A 17261-nucleotide genomic window follows, 5' to 3' on the forward strand; every position below is an offset into this window, starting at 1 on the left:
TCCATGACACCTTTAAAACGTTTTTATAACTTACTCGCGTTAGACAAACGTGACGTATACCAAATTATATTTTATGCCGCTTTTGCGGGTTTGGTAAACCTTTCCCTGCCTTTAGGAATTCAGGCGATTATTAATTTTATTCAAAGCGGACAGCTTAGTGTTTCGTGGATTGTGCTGGTTTTTTTGGTTACAATTGGAGTTGGCTTTGGTGGAATCTTAACCATTCTGCAGCTGCGAATTGTAGAAAATCTGCAGCAGCGAATCTTTGTGCGTTCGTCTTTTGAGTTTGCATACAGACTGCCTTTAATTAAGTTTAAAGAAATGTATTCTGAATATGCTCCGGAAAAAGCCAACCGATTTTTTGATACCCTTATGGTTCAAAAAGGAACAGCAAAACTTTTACTGGACTTTTGTACAGCTTTTTTGCAGGTTGGTTTGGGGATTATTTTACTGGTTTTGTATCATTCCTTTTTTACCGTAATCGGACTTTTATTTATCGTTATTCTGTATGTCATTTTTAAATTTTCTTATAAAGATGGTTTAGAAACAAGTCTTAACGAATCAAAGTTTAAATATAAAGTCGCGGCCTGGCTTCAGGAAATTGCACGTAATCGCGAGAGTTTCCGTAGAAAAGGCGGTTTCGATTATGCTTTAGACAGAAATGACGGTTATGTGAGTCATTATGTCAATTACCGTGAAAAACACTTTCAGGTAATGAAAAAACAATACATTCAGCTTACAATTTTTAAAGTAATTGTTACAGCTGCCCTTTTGTCGATTGGTGGTTTTCTGGTAATTCACCATCAAATGAACATTGGGCAGTTTGTGGCAGCTGAAATTGTGATTGTATTGCTGATCAATTCCGTAGAAAAAATAATCTTCGGACTGGAATCTTTTTATGATGTATTGACATCTTTAGAAAAAATTGGTCAGGTTACCGATATGGAAATTTCATGTATTCCAAAAACATCTGCTGTAACCGAAACAGGAATTACAATCGAGACCGAAAGTATTGCATACAATTATCCGGAACATAATAAAAAGTCGCTTAAAAATATTAACCTGAAAATAAATCAGGGCGAAAAGATCATTTTAAGAGGAACCAACGGTGCGGGAAAAAGTACTTTATTACGCTTACTTGCCGGATTGCTGGAACCAGAAGGCGGCGCGATGTATGTGACCGATAATTTCATGAACCGTTTAGACGAAGACACTTACAGAGCACAATCCGGTACACTTTTGCAGGGCGATACGCTTTTTGAAGGAACAATTAAGGAAAACATTCTTTTTGGAAATGAAACCATAAATAATGACGATTTAAAATGGGCTTTAGATAATGTGTGTTTAACGCCTTATATTAAAACTTTCCCGAACGGACTGGAACATCAGATTCATCCGGGCGGACGTGAACTTTCGGCTTCAGATGTTCAAAAAATTCTTTTGGCCAGAAGTATTGTGACCAAACCTAATATATTATTCCTTGAAGATCCGGTTGATAAAATGGACGAACTGACGTCGGGTAAAATTGTTGATTTTTTACTTGCCGAAGAAAATGACTGGACGGTAATTGTTACTTCTAAAAATGATGTCTGGAAGAACAAATGCAGCCGTATGATTACGATTGATGATGGAAAAATTATTAACGACATAAAGCTTTAATCATGCTTAATATATCAAAAGATAATAACGTACTTATAACGCCGGGTAAATACAAATCGATTACCGCCGTTGCCCGCAGACCGCACTATAAAATTTTAAACCGAGTAATTGTTGGATTTTTAATTTTCTGCATTGCCTGTCTTTTTCTTCCGTGGACACAAAATATTTCCGGAAGCGGTTCTGTAACAACTTTAAAACCAGATCAAAGACCACAGACTGTTCATAATGCCATTGCCGGAAGAATCGAAAAATGGTATGTACAGGAAGGGGATTATGTAAAAAAAGGAGATACGATTTTGTTTATTTCTGAAACCAAAGAAGATTATTTAGATCCGAATTTAGTTGGAAACACAAAAGATCAGGTTGATGCCAAAAAAATGGCTGTAGAATCGTATGCTGATAAAGTAAGTTCGCTTAACGTTCAGGCACAGTCGCTTAATACGGAAAGAGAATTGAAACTGCAGCAGGCTCAAAATAAAATCAAACAAGCCCAGCTGAAAATTAAAAGTGACAGCATGGATCTTGAAGCGGTAAAAACGCAGTTAAGAATCGCAAAAACACAATTTGACCGTTCGACTGCATTGAATAAAGAAGGTTTAAAACCGCTTACAGATGTAGAACAAAAACGATTAAAACTGCAAGAATCTGAAGCGTATATTATTACACAGCAAAATAAACTTTTGAGCAGTAAAAACGAATTGATAAATGCAAGAGTAGAAATAAACCGCATCACGGCTGAATATTCTGAAAAAATATCAAAATCAAGAAGTGATAAATTCACCGCTTTAAGCACGCAATATGATACAAAAGCTCAGGTAAATAAACTGGAAAATCAATACGTAAATTACAGTATTAGAAATGGTTTGTATTACATAACAGCTCCGCAAAGCGGATATGTAAACCGTGCTTTACTGGCCGGACTTGGCGAGACAATTAAAGAAGGAACGCCAATTATCAGCATTATGCCGGCAAGTTATGATATTGCGGTTGAAACGTATGTAGATCCAATCGATCTTCCGTTGGTACATCGCGGTGCAAAAGTGCGTGTTTGGTTTGACGGATGGCCAAGAATTGTATTTTCTGGATGGCCGGGATTGTCATACGGAACTTTTGGCGGTAAGGTAGTGGCAATTGAAAATTTTATTAGTGCCAATGGAAAATATAGGGTTTTGATTTCACCAGATGGAAACAAAGATGAAAAATGGCCGAAAGAATTAAGCATTGGAGCAGGAGCGCAGAGTATTGCTTTATTAGAAACGGTTTCGGTTTGGTATGAAATATGGCGAAACTTAAATGGATTTCCGCCAAATTATTATAAGTCAGATGAAAAGGAGGCAAAAAATGGGAAAGACAAAAAATAAATTTAAAACTATAGTTCGACTGTTTTCTCTTTTGTTTTTATTCAGTTTTTCTGCTTATAGTCAGGATTTTAATAAAGAAGAATTGAGTTACAGCGAATATTTAGGATATGTAAAAAAATACCATCCGCTGGTAAAACAAGCTAATCTTGAAATTAGCAATGCGCAGGCAGCGTTAATGCTGGCGCGCGGTGGTTTTGATCCGAAAATTGAAGTCGATTACAATAAAAAAGAGTTTAAAGGAACAGAATATTATTCGCTTTTAAACAGCAGTTTTAAAATCCCGACTTGGTACGGAATCGAAATTAAAGCTGGATTTGACGATACAGACGGACAATATTATAATCCGCAGAATCGTACGCCGGATAACGGATTAACTTCTTTAGGAGTCAGCGTGGCGCTTGGGCAGGGAATGTTTATCAACCAAAGAATGGCAGATGTCCGAGAAGGAAAACTGCAGTTAAAACTAAGCGATGCACAGCGAAAACTGAGAGCAATTGAGGTTTTGTATAAAGCAAGCGAAGCTTATTTTGAATGGAGAAAAAGTTACAACGAGGCCGAACTTTATAAACGATATCTTGGTTTTGCAAGTACACGTTTTGCGGGAGTAAAAAAACTAATCGAACTTGGAGATTCTCCTGCAATTGACAGCGTTGAAGCCGGAATTACGGTTCGAAACCGGGAATTAAATGTTGAAAATGCAAATCTAAAATTAGCAAAAGCAAAATTGTATTTGTCTAATTATTTATGGCTTGAAAATGTTCCTGTTGAATTGGGAGATATGGTGAAACCGGAAGAAAATCTAATTCTGACTTTAGAAGAAACCCTAAAAACAGATGCGATGATGGTCAATGTGGAAACGTTAGATACGCATCCCAAAATTCAGGCTTTAGAAACTAAAATGTCGATGCTGGAAGTGAACAGACAATTGAAAGCCAATTCGCTGCTTCCAAAATTAAATGTGGGTTATAATTATATTTCTGAGCCTTCTTATTTTGATTCTTTTAATGCTGATGATTATAAGTTTAATATAGATTTCAGCATTCCGATATTTTTGAGAAAGGAGCGAGGAAGCCTGAAAATGGCAAAACTTAAAATTCAGGATTTAAAATTTGATATTGAACAACAGAGACTGGAATTGAAAAACAAAATAAAAGCCCAGCAAACGGAAATTGCTTCTTTAAAAAGGCAGAAAAATGTAATTGACAATTTGGTAAAAGATTATGTAACGATGCTGAATTCTGAAGAGAAGTTGTTTTCCTTCGGCGAAAGCTCGATCTTTTTACTTAATTCGAGAGAGAATAATTTGGTAAGCGCAAAACTGTCTCAAATTAGTATTGAAAATCAGTTTTACATTTCAAATGCTGAGTTGTATAAAATATTGGCTAATCCCGATTAATTTGAATTTCCTAAAATAAAAAAAGCAGCAAAGATAATTTGCTGCTTTTTTTGCTTTAATAAGTAATTAGAATTTTGTTGCAAATTCTTTCGCAAAATCTTCCAGTTTTATTTTTCCGTCAACAGAAGCATTGCTTGATAAGAAATGTTCAATGATTTTTCCGCTTCTTAAACCAGTTCCCATTTCGGCATAAAGATTAGCAATTTCTTCCGGAATTCCTGCTTGTGCCATTCCTCCAAGAGCTTGTTCATCTGTAAATTCAACCCACGGTAATTCTGGTTTTGCAATTGCTGCACCCAAAACTTTTGCAGCTTCACCCGGAGTACGAACATCGCTGATAATATATCGGATATTTTTTCCTGCCGGAGTCTGCTGTAATTCTTCGGCGACAGCCTGAGCAATATCTACCGGATGCACAAACGGAATTGTTATATCAGCTGGATAATTTGAACCAATAATTCCAGCTCCCTGAATCATCGGAACATCATTATAAAAATTAGTGAAGAAGAAACCTGCTCTTAAGAAAGTTACAGAAGTATTCAATTCCTTATATATTTCTTCAATTTTATGAAGTCCGGCAATTGGACCAGTTCCGTTTGGTAAATGAGCGCCAATACTGCTTAACATTACGACTCTTTTTACTTGAGCTTCTTCGATTGCTTTTGCAAAAGATTTACCAGCGTTTTCAGTATTTGCAATTACATTTGCTCCGCCTAAATTTGGAGGTGTCATGGCAAAAATGGCATCCGCACCTTTTAATGTTTCCAATAAAAATGCTGCATCGCTTACAGAACCTACTGCTGCTTTTGCGCCCAGATTTTCGATTGCTGTTTTTCTGTCAGCATTACTGCTTATTACGGTTACGTCGTGACCTGCAGCGACAAGTTTTGTAGTTAATGGTTTTCCTATGTTCCCTAAAGAACCTGTTACTATAATTTTCATATATATAATTTTTTTTATTACAGTTACAAAGGTATCTTTGTACTTACTTTTATACAAGTACTTACCCTATAGTATGTATCATGACAGCAATTAAAGAATCATCGACAATTCAGGAGAATAAGCAATATGCACTGGAAAAATGCCCGGTTACGTTTGTAATGGAAAAAATAGGCGGTTACTGGAAACCTATTATTCTTTGGCATTTATCAAGCGGAATGAAACGTTACAGCGAATTAAAAAGAGAAATTCCTGCCGTGACAGAAAAAATGCTCATTCAGCATCTAAAACAATTAGAGGCAGATGGTCTTGTGATTCGGGAAGCAAAACCAGTTGTACCACCTTTTGTAACTTATAGATTAAGCAATGCAGGACAAGGTTTACTGCCCGTTATTGAAGCAATGGCGGAGTGGGCTTTTAAAGTTAAGGATGGAGAGTTTCTTTAGAAGGTTCAAAGGTTTTTTAGTTGCAAAGGTACAAAGGTACAAAGGTACAAAGGTGCAAAGTGACAAAGGTTTTAGAAAAAATCTTAGAATCTCAGCATCTTAGTATCTCAGAACCACCTTTGAACCTTTGTGACTTTGTACCTTTGAACCTATTTAACAACTGTCGCTTCCAATTCTACCTTAACGGTTTCAAAAAGACTTTTTACTTCCATTAAAGTTGTGGCTTGCTGAATGTTGTGTTTGGTAATCCATTCCTGCAGGATATTGAAGTGAGGCCAAAGCTCGGAAGTTGCAGTTGTATAAATCGTTAATCTCACGATGCCGCTGCATTCGTAACCTGCTTCGGTGATTACTTGTTCCAGATTTTGGATCGCTAATTTTAACTGCGATTCCATGTTTTCATTGCTTGAAATTCCTTCGGCATTTATAGCAGTCTGTCCGGAAACATACAATGTTCCCTGCGGATTTTTTACTTCAACTGCCTGATTATAACTACGCTCGTTTTGCCATTTCCACGGATTGACAACTCTTTTTTCCATTTGATTTCCTTTTTTAGTTTGTGCCAATAGCGGCATTGTTGCGATTAATAATAATCCTAAAAGTTTTGTTGTTGTTTTCACGATTACAGTTTAAAATTTATACTGCAAAATTGAAAATAACTTGTGGAAACAGGTCTTGACATTTGTCACGATTATAATGTGCGAAATGTCACATTTACGAAGATAATCGGCTTAAGGTTTCGCGCGAAACGCCTAAATAAGAAGCAATAAGACTTTTAGGAACGCGCTGAAAAAGAGAAGGGTATTGTTTTAAAAGCTGCTCGTAACGTTCTTTTGGATTAGAAGTCATCCAGTAAAGAATACGACGCTGTGAGGCAAGAAAACCAAAGTTGGCTTTTTCCAGTAAAAAGCGCAGCATTTTTGGGGAATTATCGCATAAGTCTTTATAATCCTCCAAAGTAAAACAAAGCACTTCTGTATCTTCAAGACATTCTAAAGACATTGTAGCTTTTGTTTGGGTGAAAAAAGCATAATAATCACTTTCCCACCAGTCTTCCATAGCAAAGGAAGCAATATGCTGTTTTAGGGATTCATCGGTGTAAACCAATTTTAAAAGTCCGGAAATTATAAAATAAGCATATTTTACATCATCTCCTTCCTGAATTAAAAATTGATGTTTTTTGAATTTTTTGGTGATAAAATGCTGACTGATAAATGAAAATTCTTCATCTGTCAGCTTTATTATTTTTTCGATATGTTCCCGAAGTTTTTCCTGCATGTTATGGTCAAAGATATTTAAATTTTTTGATGATCAAAAAGGGTGATTTTAATTGGATTGAAATTAAAACCGGATTGAAATCGCACACGTCGTTAAACCGGATTGAAATCCGGCCCTACAATATGAATCATCCCTTCGGAATTTTACATTCTGGGTGTTAATGCGATCTATAATTTTTCGGCATCAAAATAAAGAGCCGAAGGCTCGATTTATATTGTAGGGCTGGATTTTAATCCAGTTTCGGTTATGATATTTTAGGTGTATAACGAAATTAAACCGGATTGAAATCCGGCGTTACAATGATATTAAACCAGATTGAAACAAACATATCGTTAAACCGGATTGAAATCCGACCCTACAATATGAATCATCCCTTCGGGATTTTACATTCTGGGTGTTAATGCGATCTATAATTTTTCGGCATCAAAATAAAGAGCCGAAGGCTCGATTTATATTGTAGGGCTGGATTTTAATCCAGTTCATATTGTAGATTCGGTTTTAATTCATTTTTGTGGAATATAAATATTAAACGTCGCGCCCTCCATTGGTTTTGCCGTAGCATTAATAATCCCATTATGATTTTCAACAATCTTTTTTACAATGGCAAGACCAATTCCGGTTCCATCGTAAATATCCCTGCTGTGCAAGCGTTGAAAAACACCGAATATTTTTTCGCTGTGTTCCGGTTCAAAACCAATTCCGTTGTCTTTAAAACTGATATGACAATAGTTTTCTGATGCTGATAATTTATCATTTTGTAATTCTTCACCACTGACAATTCGGCTTTTGATTTCGATTTGAAGCGGAATTTCCTTTTGAGAAAATTTCAAAGCATTATTTACCAAATTTTCGATAAGCTGAATAAATAAAAACGGAATAATATTTATTTTGCCATGAAGATCCGTAATAATCGAGGCATTTTTTTCCTTAATATTTTCCCGAAGTGCTTCTTTTACATCTTCAATAATGATATTAAGATCCGTATTTTCATAAATACGATCTGTAATATTCGTTCGTGAAAAAGTCAAAAGATCATTGATTAATTCCCGCATTCGGTTGGTCGAATATAAAATACGCTCGAATTTTGCCTGTCCGTCGGGACTTAAATTTGGATATTCTTTTGCCAGAATAATGTTAGTAAAGGTTTGAATTTTACGCAGCGGTTCCTGTAAATCATGACTTGAGATATGCGTAAAAGCATCAAGTTCTGTGTTTTTCTTTTTTAACTCAGTTGCATATTTTTCTATGGCAATGTATTGTGCTGCCAATTCTTCATTTGCTTTTGTAATTTTGGCATTAAGCGCAGTGGCTTCTTTTTCTTTAAGAAGCAGTTCCCTGTTTTTCTTATACAATTCTGTAAACACCATCACTTTTGCCTGAAGGATTTCTGCAGACAAAGGTTTAATCATATAATCAACAGCTCCAGACTGATATCCTTTAAAAATATAATCGGTGGTGTTCATATTGGCAGTTAAGAAAATTATAGGAACGTGTTTGAGTTTGTCGCTCTGGCGAATGAGTTCAGCAGTTTCGAACCCATCCATAAGCGGCATCTGCACATCCATAAGTATAATGGCAAAATCTTGGCTTTTAAGGAGAATTCGCAGTGCATCTTTTCCGGAAGTTGCTTCTACAAATTCATATCCCTGATCTGCAAGTATGACCTGAAGAGAAAGTAGGTTTTCCTTCTTGTCATCGACAATTAATATTTTAACCGGATGTTCTTCTATGGGGTTCTGGTTTTTCATAATAGGGGAATTATTTTAACCACACTCTCATTAAAGAGGATAATTGTTCAACATTAACCGGTTTTGTAATATAATCTGATGCGCCCGACTCGATACAGCGCTGTCTGTCGCCTTTCATTGCTTTTGCTGTTACGGCAATAATAGTTAAGTCTTTATGTCGAATGTTTTTTCTAATGATTTTCATGGTTTCATAACCGTCTAATTCCGGCATCATGATGTCCATTAAAACAATATCAATTTTTAAATTCTGACTCAAAATATCAATGGCTTCGTGACCGCTTTCTGCGCTGATTACGTCTAAACCAAAACGCTCTAAAGCAGTTGTAAGTGCAAATAAATTTCGAACATCATCATCTACCAAAAGCACTTTTTTATTGATTAGAACATCTTCTTTTAAATAATACGTTTCAATTCTGTCTTTCATGCTTTCCGGCAGGTCTTTATGCACACGATGCATGAATAGGGCAGTTTGATCTACTAATTCATCAATAGATACGGCACTTTTTGTAATAATGCTGTGTGCGAAACGGCTGAGTTTGCTGCGTTGTTTTTTATTGACATCGCCGGCAGAATGTACAATTATAGCCGTTTCCTGTCCGCTGATATTATTTTCCAGATCGCTGATTAAGTCCAAACCATCAGCATCCGGAAGCATTAAGTCTAATATGATGCAGTCAAATGATTTTTCCTGAATCAGTTTTACGGCATCTTTTGCTGTTAAAGCGGTTGATACCGAAATATCTTCGCCTTCAACGGCTTCGACAATTCGTTCCAGTTCAAATTCATTATCATCAACTACAAGAAGATTTTTTTCTTTCTTGTCTTTAAAGTCCTGAATATCATTAAAAAGAGAAGTCAATAATTCGTTTTTGACAGGTTTAAGGAAAAAGTTTCTTGCACCGCGTTTTAAACCTTTGTTTCTTTCATCTTCTCCGGAAATAATATAAACTGGAATATGACGAAGCGTGAAATCTGTTTTTAAACGGTCGAGAATTTTCCAGCCGCTGGTGTCCGGCATGTTTAAATCCATTGTAATAGCGTGCGGCTGAAATTGATTGATATAATCAACCACATCATTTCCGCGAGTCGTTACTATCGCTTTTATACCATGCTGATGGGCTCTTTCGACTAATATTTTAGCAAAGGTGATATTGTCTTCGGCAATTAGAAGAATTTTGTCATTTGGTTTAATATCAGTTCGGTCGTCACCAACTTCATCTACAAAATACAAATCCATATCGGATTTTTTGAAACTTGCAGACGGAAGTGATTTCAAACGGCTTTTTCCGGCGTGAATAACGTTGGTTTCTTCATTTACATTAATGTCTTCCAGTTCCGGAATATGAACAAATTTAAGCGGTAGGAACAAGGTAAATTTACTTCCAATGTTTGTATCACTTTCGAGTTCGATGCTTCCGCCTAATAAATCAGAAAGTCCACGGCTGATGGATAATCCTAAACCGGTTCCTCCATATTTACGGCTTGTAGATCCTTCTGCTTGCTGGAAAGCTTCAAAAATGATGTTTTGTTTTTCTTTGGAGATTCCAATTCCGGTGTCAGAAATTTCAAAAGCAACAACGGCTTCGGCATTTTCTAAACTGGCGTTTTTAGTTTTCCAGTTATTATCTGCTTTATAAATGTTTAATCGAACACCGCCTTTTTCAGTAAATTTGAATGAATTCGAAAGCAGATTTTTCAGAATCTGATTCAATCTTTGCGAATCGGTTTCCATAACTTCAGGAAGATTATTATCCATTATAATTTCAAAATTGAGATGTTTGGCCTGAGAAATAGGGTTGAAGGTAGATTCCACAAATCGGCTGATTTCTGCAAAACTAATTGGGTTGTAATCCACAGAAATATAACCGGATTCAATTTTAGAAAGATCCAGAATATCATTAATTAACTGAATTAAGTCATCTCCGCAAGAGTTGATTGTTTTAGCAAACTGAATTTGTTTTTCCGATAAGTTTCCGTCGCGGTTCGCGATTAATTCGTTGGCTAGAATCTGCAAACTGTTCAGAGGTGTACGCAACTCGTGCGACATATTCGCCAGGAATTCTGATTTGTATTTGGATGTCAAAGTAAGCTGATCCGCTTTTTCTTCCAAAGCTTTACGGGCAACCTCAACTTCCTGATTTTTGAGTTCCACTTCTTCTTTTTGATTGGCTAATAAAATGGCTTTTTCTTCCAGCTCTTCGTTGGTATTTTTCAGTACTTCCTGTTGACTTTTCAGCTCACTTGCTAACGATTGTGACTGTACCAATAACTCTTCAGTTCTTGAATTTGATTCGATAGTATTTAATACAATACCAATACTTTCTGTTAATCCTTCAAGGAAATCTAAGTGTGTCTGACTAAAGGTATCAAGCGAAGCCAATTCAATAACTGCTTTAAGTCTTCCTTCAAATAAAACCGGAAGAATAATTACGTCTTTTGGTTTGGCATCTCCTAAACCAGAATTGATTCTGATATAATCTTTTGGAACATTACTCAATATGATTCGTTCTTTTTCTATCGCAACCTGACCAATAAGTCCTTCGCCCATAGCGTAGGAGGTAGGTGAATTTTTTCGTTTGATGTAAGCGTAAGAGGCAATTAAATTCAGTTTAGAATCCATGAATTGTTCGCCTTCTTCCAGAATATAGAAAAGTCCGTGCTGCGCAGTAACAACGGCAGCAAGCTCTGAAAGGATTTTCATCGTTACAGAATTAAGCTCTTTTTGCCCTTGAAGCATTTGGGTAAACTTAGCTAAATTCGATTTCAGCCAGTCTTGTTCTTGGTTACGTAAAGTAGTTGCTTTTAAGTTTGAAATCATTTGGTTGATAGTATCCTTAAGAGCCTCAACTTCACCTTTTGCTTCAACACCAATTGTTCGGGTTAAATCTCCCTGTGTTACCGCCGATGCAACCTCAGAAATCGCACGTACCTGAGTCGTAAGATTTGCTGCTAATTGGTTTACGTTTTCGGTTAAATTTTTCCACGTTCCAGAAGCTCCGGGAACATTTGCCTGCCCTCCTAGTTTTCCTTCGGCACCTACCTCACGGGCAACCGTTGTTACCTGATCTGAGAAAGTGGCGAGTGTATCAATCATCTCATTAATAGTATCAGTAAGCTGTGCTACTTCACCTTTTGCATCAATAGATAATTTTTGCTTTAAGTTTCCTTTTGCTACAGATGTTACAACTTTTGCAATTCCACGAACCTGACCCGTTAAGTTGGATGCCATTACATTAACCGAGTCTGTTAAATCTTTCCAGGTTCCGGCAACACCTTTTACTTCAGACTGTCCGCCCAGTTTTCCTTCGGTTCCAACTTCACGCGCCACACGTGTAACCTCAGAAGCGAATGAATTTAACTGTTCCACCATCGTATTGAAGGTGTTTTTCAAATCGAGGATTTCTCCTTTTACGTCAACCGTAATTTGTTTGGAAAGGTCACCATTTGCCACGGCTTTGGTTACATCGGCAATATTACGTACCTGACCCGTTAAGTTCGATGCCATCTGGTTAACGGAATCTGTTAAATCTTTCCATGTTCCAGCAACTCCGGGAACGAATGCCTGCCCGCCCAGTTTTCCGTCGGTACCAACCTCACGCGCCACACGGGTTACCTCTGATGCAAAAGCACGAAGCTGATCCACCATGGTATTTACGGTTTCTTTTAATTGAAGGATTTCTCCACGAACGTCGGCTGTAATTTTTTTCGACATATCTCCATTTGCCACGGCAATCGTAACCTCAGCAATATTACGTACTTGAGTCGTTAAGTTACCCGCCATTTGGTTAACGGAATCTGTTAAATCCTTCCAAGTTCCGGCAACTCCGGGAACATTCGCTTGTCCTCCCAGTTTTCCTTCGGTACCAACCTCACGCGCCACACGAGTTACCTCAGAGGCAAACTCACGAAGCTGATCCACCATCGTATTCAGGGTTTCTTTTAATTGAAGAATTTCCCCGCGAACGTCAACGGTAATTTTTCGGGACATATCTCCATTTGCCACAGCAATCGCTACATCGGCAATATTACGTACTTGGGCGGTAAGGTTTCCGGCCATTTGATTAACAGAGTCTGTTAAATCTTTCCAGGTTCCGGCAACTCCGGGAACGTTTGCTTGTCCTCCCAGCTTTCCTTCGGTACCAACTTCTCGCGAAACCCTTGTTACCTCCGAAGCAAAGCCTCGAAGCTGATCCACCATCGTATTAATTGTATTTTTTAACTCTAAGATTTCTCCTTTTACGTCAACCGTAATCTGGAGCGATAAATCTCCTTTTGCTACGGCTGTGGTTACTTCGGCGATATTACGTACCTGTCCGGTTAAGTTGGATGCCATTTGGTTTACGGAATCTGTTAAATCTTTCCAAGTTCCACCGACACCTTCTACCTGCGCTTGTCCTCCCAATTTTCCTTCGGTACCAACCTCACGAGCCACACGAGTTACCTCAGAAGCGAAAGAGTTCAGCTGGCCCACCATCGTATTAATGGTATTTTTCAACTCTAAGATTTCTCCTTTGGTATCAACAGTAATCTGGCGGGATAAATCGCCTTTTGCTACGGCTGTTGTAACCTCAGCAATGTTACGTACTTGTCCGGTTAAGTTCGACGCCATTTGATTAACGGAATCGGTTAAATCTTTCCAGGTTCCACCGACACCTTTTACTTTTGCCTGACCTCCCAGTTTTCCTTCGGTACCCACCTCAAGTGCCACACGCGTAACCTCAGAAGAGAAGGAGTTCAGCTGATCTACCATCGTATTGATGGTTTTCTTTAACTCTAGGATTTCTCCTTCGGCTACAGCCGTAATTTTTTTCGATAAATCTCCATTTGCTACAGCGGTTGTAACCTCAGCAATATTACGTACCTGTCCGGTTAAGTTCGATGCCATTTGGTTTACCGAATCGGTTAAATCTTTCCAGGTTCCACCAACACCTTTTACTTTTGCCTGACCTCCCAGTTTTCCTTCAGAACCTACCTCACGCGCCACACGGGTTACCTCGGCACCAAATGAGTTCAGCTGATCCACCATGGTATTGATGGTATTTTTTAATTCGAGGATTTCACCCTCAACGTTTACGGTAATTTTTTTAGATAAATCGCCTTTTGCTACAGCGGTTGTAACCTCGGCAATATTACGTACTTGTCCAGTTAAGTTGGATGCCATTTGATTTACGGAATCGGTCAAATCTTTCCAAACCCCGCCGACACCTCGTACTTTTGCCTGACCTCCCAGTTTTCCTTCAGAACCTACTTCTCGAGCCACACGGGTTACCTCAGAAGAGAAGGAGTTCAGCTGATCCACCATGGTATTAATGGTATCTTTCAACTCCAGGATTTCTCCTTTTACGTCAACGGTAATTTTTTTAGATAAATCTCCTCTTGCTACCGCGGTTGTTACATCGGCAATGTTACGTACTTGTCCGGTTAAGTTCGATGCCATTTGGTTTACCGAATCCGTTAAATCTTTCCAGGTTCCTCCAACACCTTTTACCTGCGCTTGTCCGCCCAGTTTTCCTTCTGTACCAACCTCACGCGCCACACGGGTTACTTCTGAAGAAAAAGAGTTCAGCTGATCCACCATCGTATTGATGGTATTTTTTAATTCTAAGATTTCTCCTTTTACGTCAACGGTAATTTTTTTAGATAAATCTCCTTTTGCCACCGCCGTTGTTACATCGGCAATATTACGTACCTGACCAGTAAGGTTACTCGCCATTTTATTTACAGAATCGGTCAAATCTTTCCAAACCCCGCCCACACCACGAACTTTTGCCTGACCTCCCAGTTTTCCATCTGTTCCAACCTCACGTGCCACACGCGTAACCTCCATCGAGAAAAGGTTCAGCTGTTTTACCATTCCGTTTACCTCTTTTGCAATTCTGAGGAATTCTCCCTGAAGCGGGTTTCCTTCAATAGATAGAGGCATTTCCTGAGATAAGTTTCCTTTTGCTACCGATGTAATTACGTGCGCAATTTCGATTGTTGGGTGAACAAGATCTGAAATTAAGGTGTTTACAGAATCAACGCAGGAACTCCACGAACCTCTTGCGCCGTCCAGAACTACACGATTGTTTAGTTTTCCTTGTTTACCAATGCTTTTACCCACTTTTTGGAATTCAAAAACCATTCTTTCGTTCAGGTCAATGATTTCGTTTAAAGTATCGCAAATGGATCTTTTTATTCCGTTTTGATCGGTAGGGAAACGCTGCGAAAAATTCCCGTTTTTAACTTTCAGCAAAATCTTCAAAAATTCGGCATCGTTTAGAATAGATTCTTCTGGTTCGATTTTTTTTACTTTGGTTCCAGATGGTTTTTTTTCATCTGTTATGATTGGCAGTGCGATCAAGACCTCATTTTCTGGCGCTTTATCGGTGTGTTTTGCTTTTTTCATAATTGGCGGCTTGGAGATTTTAGATTTTAGAGTTCAGATTTTAGATTATTTCTAACTTTTGATTTCTAATTCTTGCAATTGATATTGTAATTGCAATTGACATTTTAAAATTTCTATTAAATTTAAGTATTTTCATTCAATAAAATTTTCCTCAGATGAAATTGTACAAAGGCATCCATAGAATCGGGTCTTTTGGTATTATCGTTGTAATTCAGTGGTTTAATGATATATCCTGAAATACCAAGTTCTTCGGCAGTAACTCTGTCATTGCTTTCAGAAGATGTGGTCATGATAAAAACATTTAGGTCTTTTAAATTCTCATCGCTTCTTATAATTCTAAGAAATTCAATTCCGTTCATTTTTGGCATATTAATGTCCAGAAGAATTACATCTGGCACAAGCAAATCTTCAGGATCTCTTAATAGTTTTAGTGCTTCAAGTCCGTTGTAGGCAGTATGAAGAATATATTGAATCTCTAATTTTTTTAAAGAACGTTCTACCGAAATAGTATCCAGTTCATCATCTTCAATTAGTAAAATATTTGGCTTTCTCATACGGCTTTAGTATTTCTCCAGGTAAAAGTAAATTCTGCCCCTTCGCCCAGTTTTGATTGTACATTGATGGTTTCACCTTGTTCGTCAATTATTTTTTTGACAATGGCGAGACCAATTCCGGTACTTTCCATTTCGTTTCTTTCTCTCAGGGTTTGAAATATTTCAAAGATTTTTTGATGATATTCAGGATCAATCCCAATTCCGTTATCTTTTATCGAAAACTCAAAAACGTTCATTATTTTTTCGCATTTTATTTCGATGCGAGGCTTTTCGGGATTGGAGTATTTTACAGCATTACTGATTAAATTAGAAAAAACCTGCTCGAGTTTTAAACGCTCTGTAAAGATTTCAGGAAGATTAATAATTTCTAATTTGAATTTTCTTGGAACAATGGACTGTGCAATTTCATAGACCATTGCATTGGTATCAACCAATTCCGAAGGTGTTTTTCGGTTTATTCGGGCATAATCCAAAAGGCCGTTGATTAAAGCTTCCATACGCTGTGTTCTTTTCGGAATTATGTTCAGATAGTTTTTTAGGGCAGGAGAGAGCTCTTGTGATAAATCTTCTTCAATCCAGCTGATTACATTATAAATACCGCGAAGAGGCGCTTTTAAATCATGAGAAACTACATAAGCAAATTTGTTAAGCTCTGCATTTTTGTTTTCCAGTTCCTGAATGTTTTTTTCCAGTCGGCGCGACATAATATTTAAAGAGGAAGAAAGCGCACTTAATTCATCATTTCTATAATCCTCAACTATGGTAAATTTTCCTTTTGAAATTGTATCGGCCACGCGAACCATTGAATTGATACGGTTCGTAATCAGGATAACGATATAAGCTGTGCTTGCAACACCAACAAATATGGTTAAGGATAAAAATATAAGCGAAAATGTCCTGGTATTTGCTAAAGACTGCAGTAACATATCGCTGTGATATTTACGGGTTTTGTATTCGATTTTGTCGAATCTTTTAAACTTTTTGGTAATGGCATCATTAATATTTTTGCCTATATGTTTTTTGAGTCTGGTGTCTAAAAGGTTTTGATAAACTACGGGATTATTATCCCTATTTTTAATTAATTCTGATGTATATACAAGCCACTCAATATGCAGCTGGGTTATAGAATCTATAATAGACCGCTGTGTATTATTAATGCCAACAAGGGACCGCTGTTCATTAAGATATTCGGGTACTTTTTTTATTCCTCTATGATATTCTTCTAAAAAGGCGGTATCGTTTGTTAAAAAATAACCTCTTACGGCACTCTGCATTTCAAGAATGGCCCTGTGGGTTTTATTAGAGTTTCGGATTACGGCTTCTGATTTTGAAAGAAACTGAGAATTAAGCTGTACTTTTTTAGACAGTCTGTAATTCGTATAAGAATCTGCTACAGAAAGTAAAATGATAAGGGTAAATGCGAGAAGTATTTGAGTTGATAATTTCATTGTTTTTCTGTTATGAATCTCAAAGAGACCAGGTTGTAACAATA

11 protein-coding genes are annotated in these 17261 nt (G+C 37.4%); 4 read left to right on the top strand and 7 right to left on the bottom strand.

Annotation, left to right across the window (positions count from 1 at the left end; all coding sequences use genetic code 11):
- The first annotated feature begins 3 nt into the window (after positions 1-3).
- Genes BUE10_RS18780 through BUE10_RS18790 form a run of 3 tightly spaced genes read left to right on the top strand, consistent with a single transcriptional unit; the run spans position 4 to position 4416 of the window.
- Positions 4-1659: a peptidase domain-containing ABC transporter gene (locus tag BUE10_RS18780; protein WP_073487606.1), complete on the top strand. Its 1656-nt coding sequence runs from the start codon at positions 4-6 to the stop codon at positions 1657-1659.
- 2 nt (positions 1660-1661) lie between these two features.
- Positions 1662-3020 carry an HlyD family secretion protein gene (locus BUE10_RS18785; RefSeq protein WP_056198520.1) on the top strand — a complete coding sequence of 453 codons (1359 nt, stop codon included), beginning with the start codon at positions 1662-1664 and terminating at the stop codon, positions 3018-3020.
- Positions 3001-4416, top strand: a complete 1416-nt coding sequence (locus tag BUE10_RS18790; RefSeq protein WP_073487608.1) for a TolC family protein — start codon at positions 3001-3003, stop codon at positions 4414-4416. Before BUE10_RS18785 ends, BUE10_RS18790 begins: the two co-directional genes overlap by 20 nt.
- A gap of 66 nt (positions 4417-4482) precedes the next feature.
- Here BUE10_RS18790 and BUE10_RS18795 read toward each other — a convergent pair whose 3' ends face one another.
- Positions 4483-5358 carry an NmrA family NAD(P)-binding protein gene (locus BUE10_RS18795; protein ID WP_073487610.1) on the bottom strand — a complete coding sequence of 292 codons (876 nt, stop codon included), beginning with the start codon at positions 5356-5358 and terminating at the stop codon, positions 4483-4485.
- A gap of 80 nt (positions 5359-5438) precedes the next feature.
- Here BUE10_RS18795 and BUE10_RS18800 point away from each other — a divergent pair, with 80 nt between their 5' ends.
- Entirely contained in the window at positions 5439-5801 is a 363-nt protein-coding gene (locus BUE10_RS18800; protein ID WP_073487612.1) for a winged helix-turn-helix transcriptional regulator, read from the top strand.
- A gap of 149 nt (positions 5802-5950) precedes the next feature.
- Here BUE10_RS18800 and BUE10_RS18805 read toward each other — a convergent pair whose 3' ends face one another.
- The 6 genes from BUE10_RS18805 to BUE10_RS18830 form a co-directional block, all read right to left on the bottom strand.
- Entirely contained in the window at positions 5951-6340 is a 390-nt protein-coding gene (locus tag BUE10_RS18805) for a RidA family protein (RefSeq protein ID WP_073487980.1), read from the bottom strand.
- Between the two features lie 175 nt (positions 6341-6515).
- Positions 6516-7079, bottom strand: coding sequence for a Crp/Fnr family transcriptional regulator (locus tag BUE10_RS18810; RefSeq protein ID WP_073487614.1), 564 nt, complete (start codon positions 7077-7079; stop codon positions 6516-6518).
- 503 nt (positions 7080-7582) lie between these two features.
- Positions 7583-8827 carry a sensor histidine kinase gene (locus BUE10_RS18815; RefSeq protein ID WP_073487616.1) on the bottom strand — a complete coding sequence of 415 codons (1245 nt, stop codon included), beginning with the start codon at positions 8825-8827 and terminating at the stop codon, positions 7583-7585.
- 10 nt (positions 8828-8837) lie between these two features.
- Complete coding sequence (locus BUE10_RS18820) at positions 8838-15215, bottom strand: HAMP domain-containing protein (RefSeq protein WP_083598169.1); 6378 nt, start codon at positions 15213-15215, stop codon at positions 8838-8840.
- A 122-nt stretch (positions 15216-15337) separates the two neighbouring features.
- Positions 15338-15769 carry a response regulator gene (locus BUE10_RS18825; RefSeq protein WP_073487617.1) on the bottom strand — a complete coding sequence of 144 codons (432 nt, stop codon included), beginning with the start codon at positions 15767-15769 and terminating at the stop codon, positions 15338-15340.
- Positions 15766-17217 carry an ATP-binding protein gene (locus tag BUE10_RS18830; RefSeq protein WP_073487619.1) on the bottom strand — a complete coding sequence of 484 codons (1452 nt, stop codon included), beginning with the start codon at positions 17215-17217 and terminating at the stop codon, positions 15766-15768. The genes BUE10_RS18825 and BUE10_RS18830 overlap by 4 nt, the downstream gene beginning before the upstream one ends.
- Positions 17218-17261: the final 44 nt, after the last annotated feature.

It is taken from the genome of Flavobacterium sp. CF108 (assembly GCF_900129795.1).
Classification (GTDB): Bacteria; Bacteroidota; Bacteroidia; order Flavobacteriales; family Flavobacteriaceae; genus Flavobacterium.

Bases quoted from the DNA above. Each gene is read 5' to 3' on its own strand.
- BUE10_RS18790 (WP_073487608.1), top strand. From the start codon at position 3,001: ATGGGAAAGACAAAAAATAAATTTAAAACTATAGTTCGACTGTTTTCT.
- BUE10_RS18810 (WP_073487614.1), bottom strand. From the start codon at position 7,079: ATGCAGGAAAAACTTCGGGAACATATCGAAAAAATAATAAAGCTGACA.
- BUE10_RS18825 (WP_073487617.1), bottom strand. From the start codon at position 15,769: ATGAGAAAGCCAAATATTTTACTAATTGAAGATGATGAACTGGATACT.
- BUE10_RS18805 (WP_073487980.1), bottom strand. From the start codon at position 6,340: ATGGAAAAAAGAGTTGTCAATCCGTGGAAATGGCAAAACGAGCGTAGT.
- BUE10_RS18780 (WP_073487606.1), top strand. From the start codon at position 4: ATGACACCTTTAAAACGTTTTTATAACTTACTCGCGTTAGACAAACGT.
- BUE10_RS18815 (WP_073487616.1), bottom strand. From the start codon at position 8,827: ATGAAAAACCAGAACCCCATAGAAGAACATCCGGTTAAAATATTAATT.
- BUE10_RS18795 (WP_073487610.1), bottom strand. From the start codon at position 5,358: ATGAAAATTATAGTAACAGGTTCTTTAGGGAACATAGGAAAACCATTA.
- BUE10_RS18800 (WP_073487612.1), top strand. From the start codon at position 5,439: ATGACAGCAATTAAAGAATCATCGACAATTCAGGAGAATAAGCAATAT.
- BUE10_RS18785 (WP_056198520.1), top strand. From the start codon at position 1,662: ATGCTTAATATATCAAAAGATAATAACGTACTTATAACGCCGGGTAAA.
- BUE10_RS18830 (WP_073487619.1), bottom strand. From the start codon at position 17,217: ATGAAATTATCAACTCAAATACTTCTCGCATTTACCCTTATCATTTTA.
- BUE10_RS18820 (WP_083598169.1), bottom strand. From the start codon at position 15,215: ATGAAAAAAGCAAAACACACCGATAAAGCGCCAGAAAATGAGGTCTTG.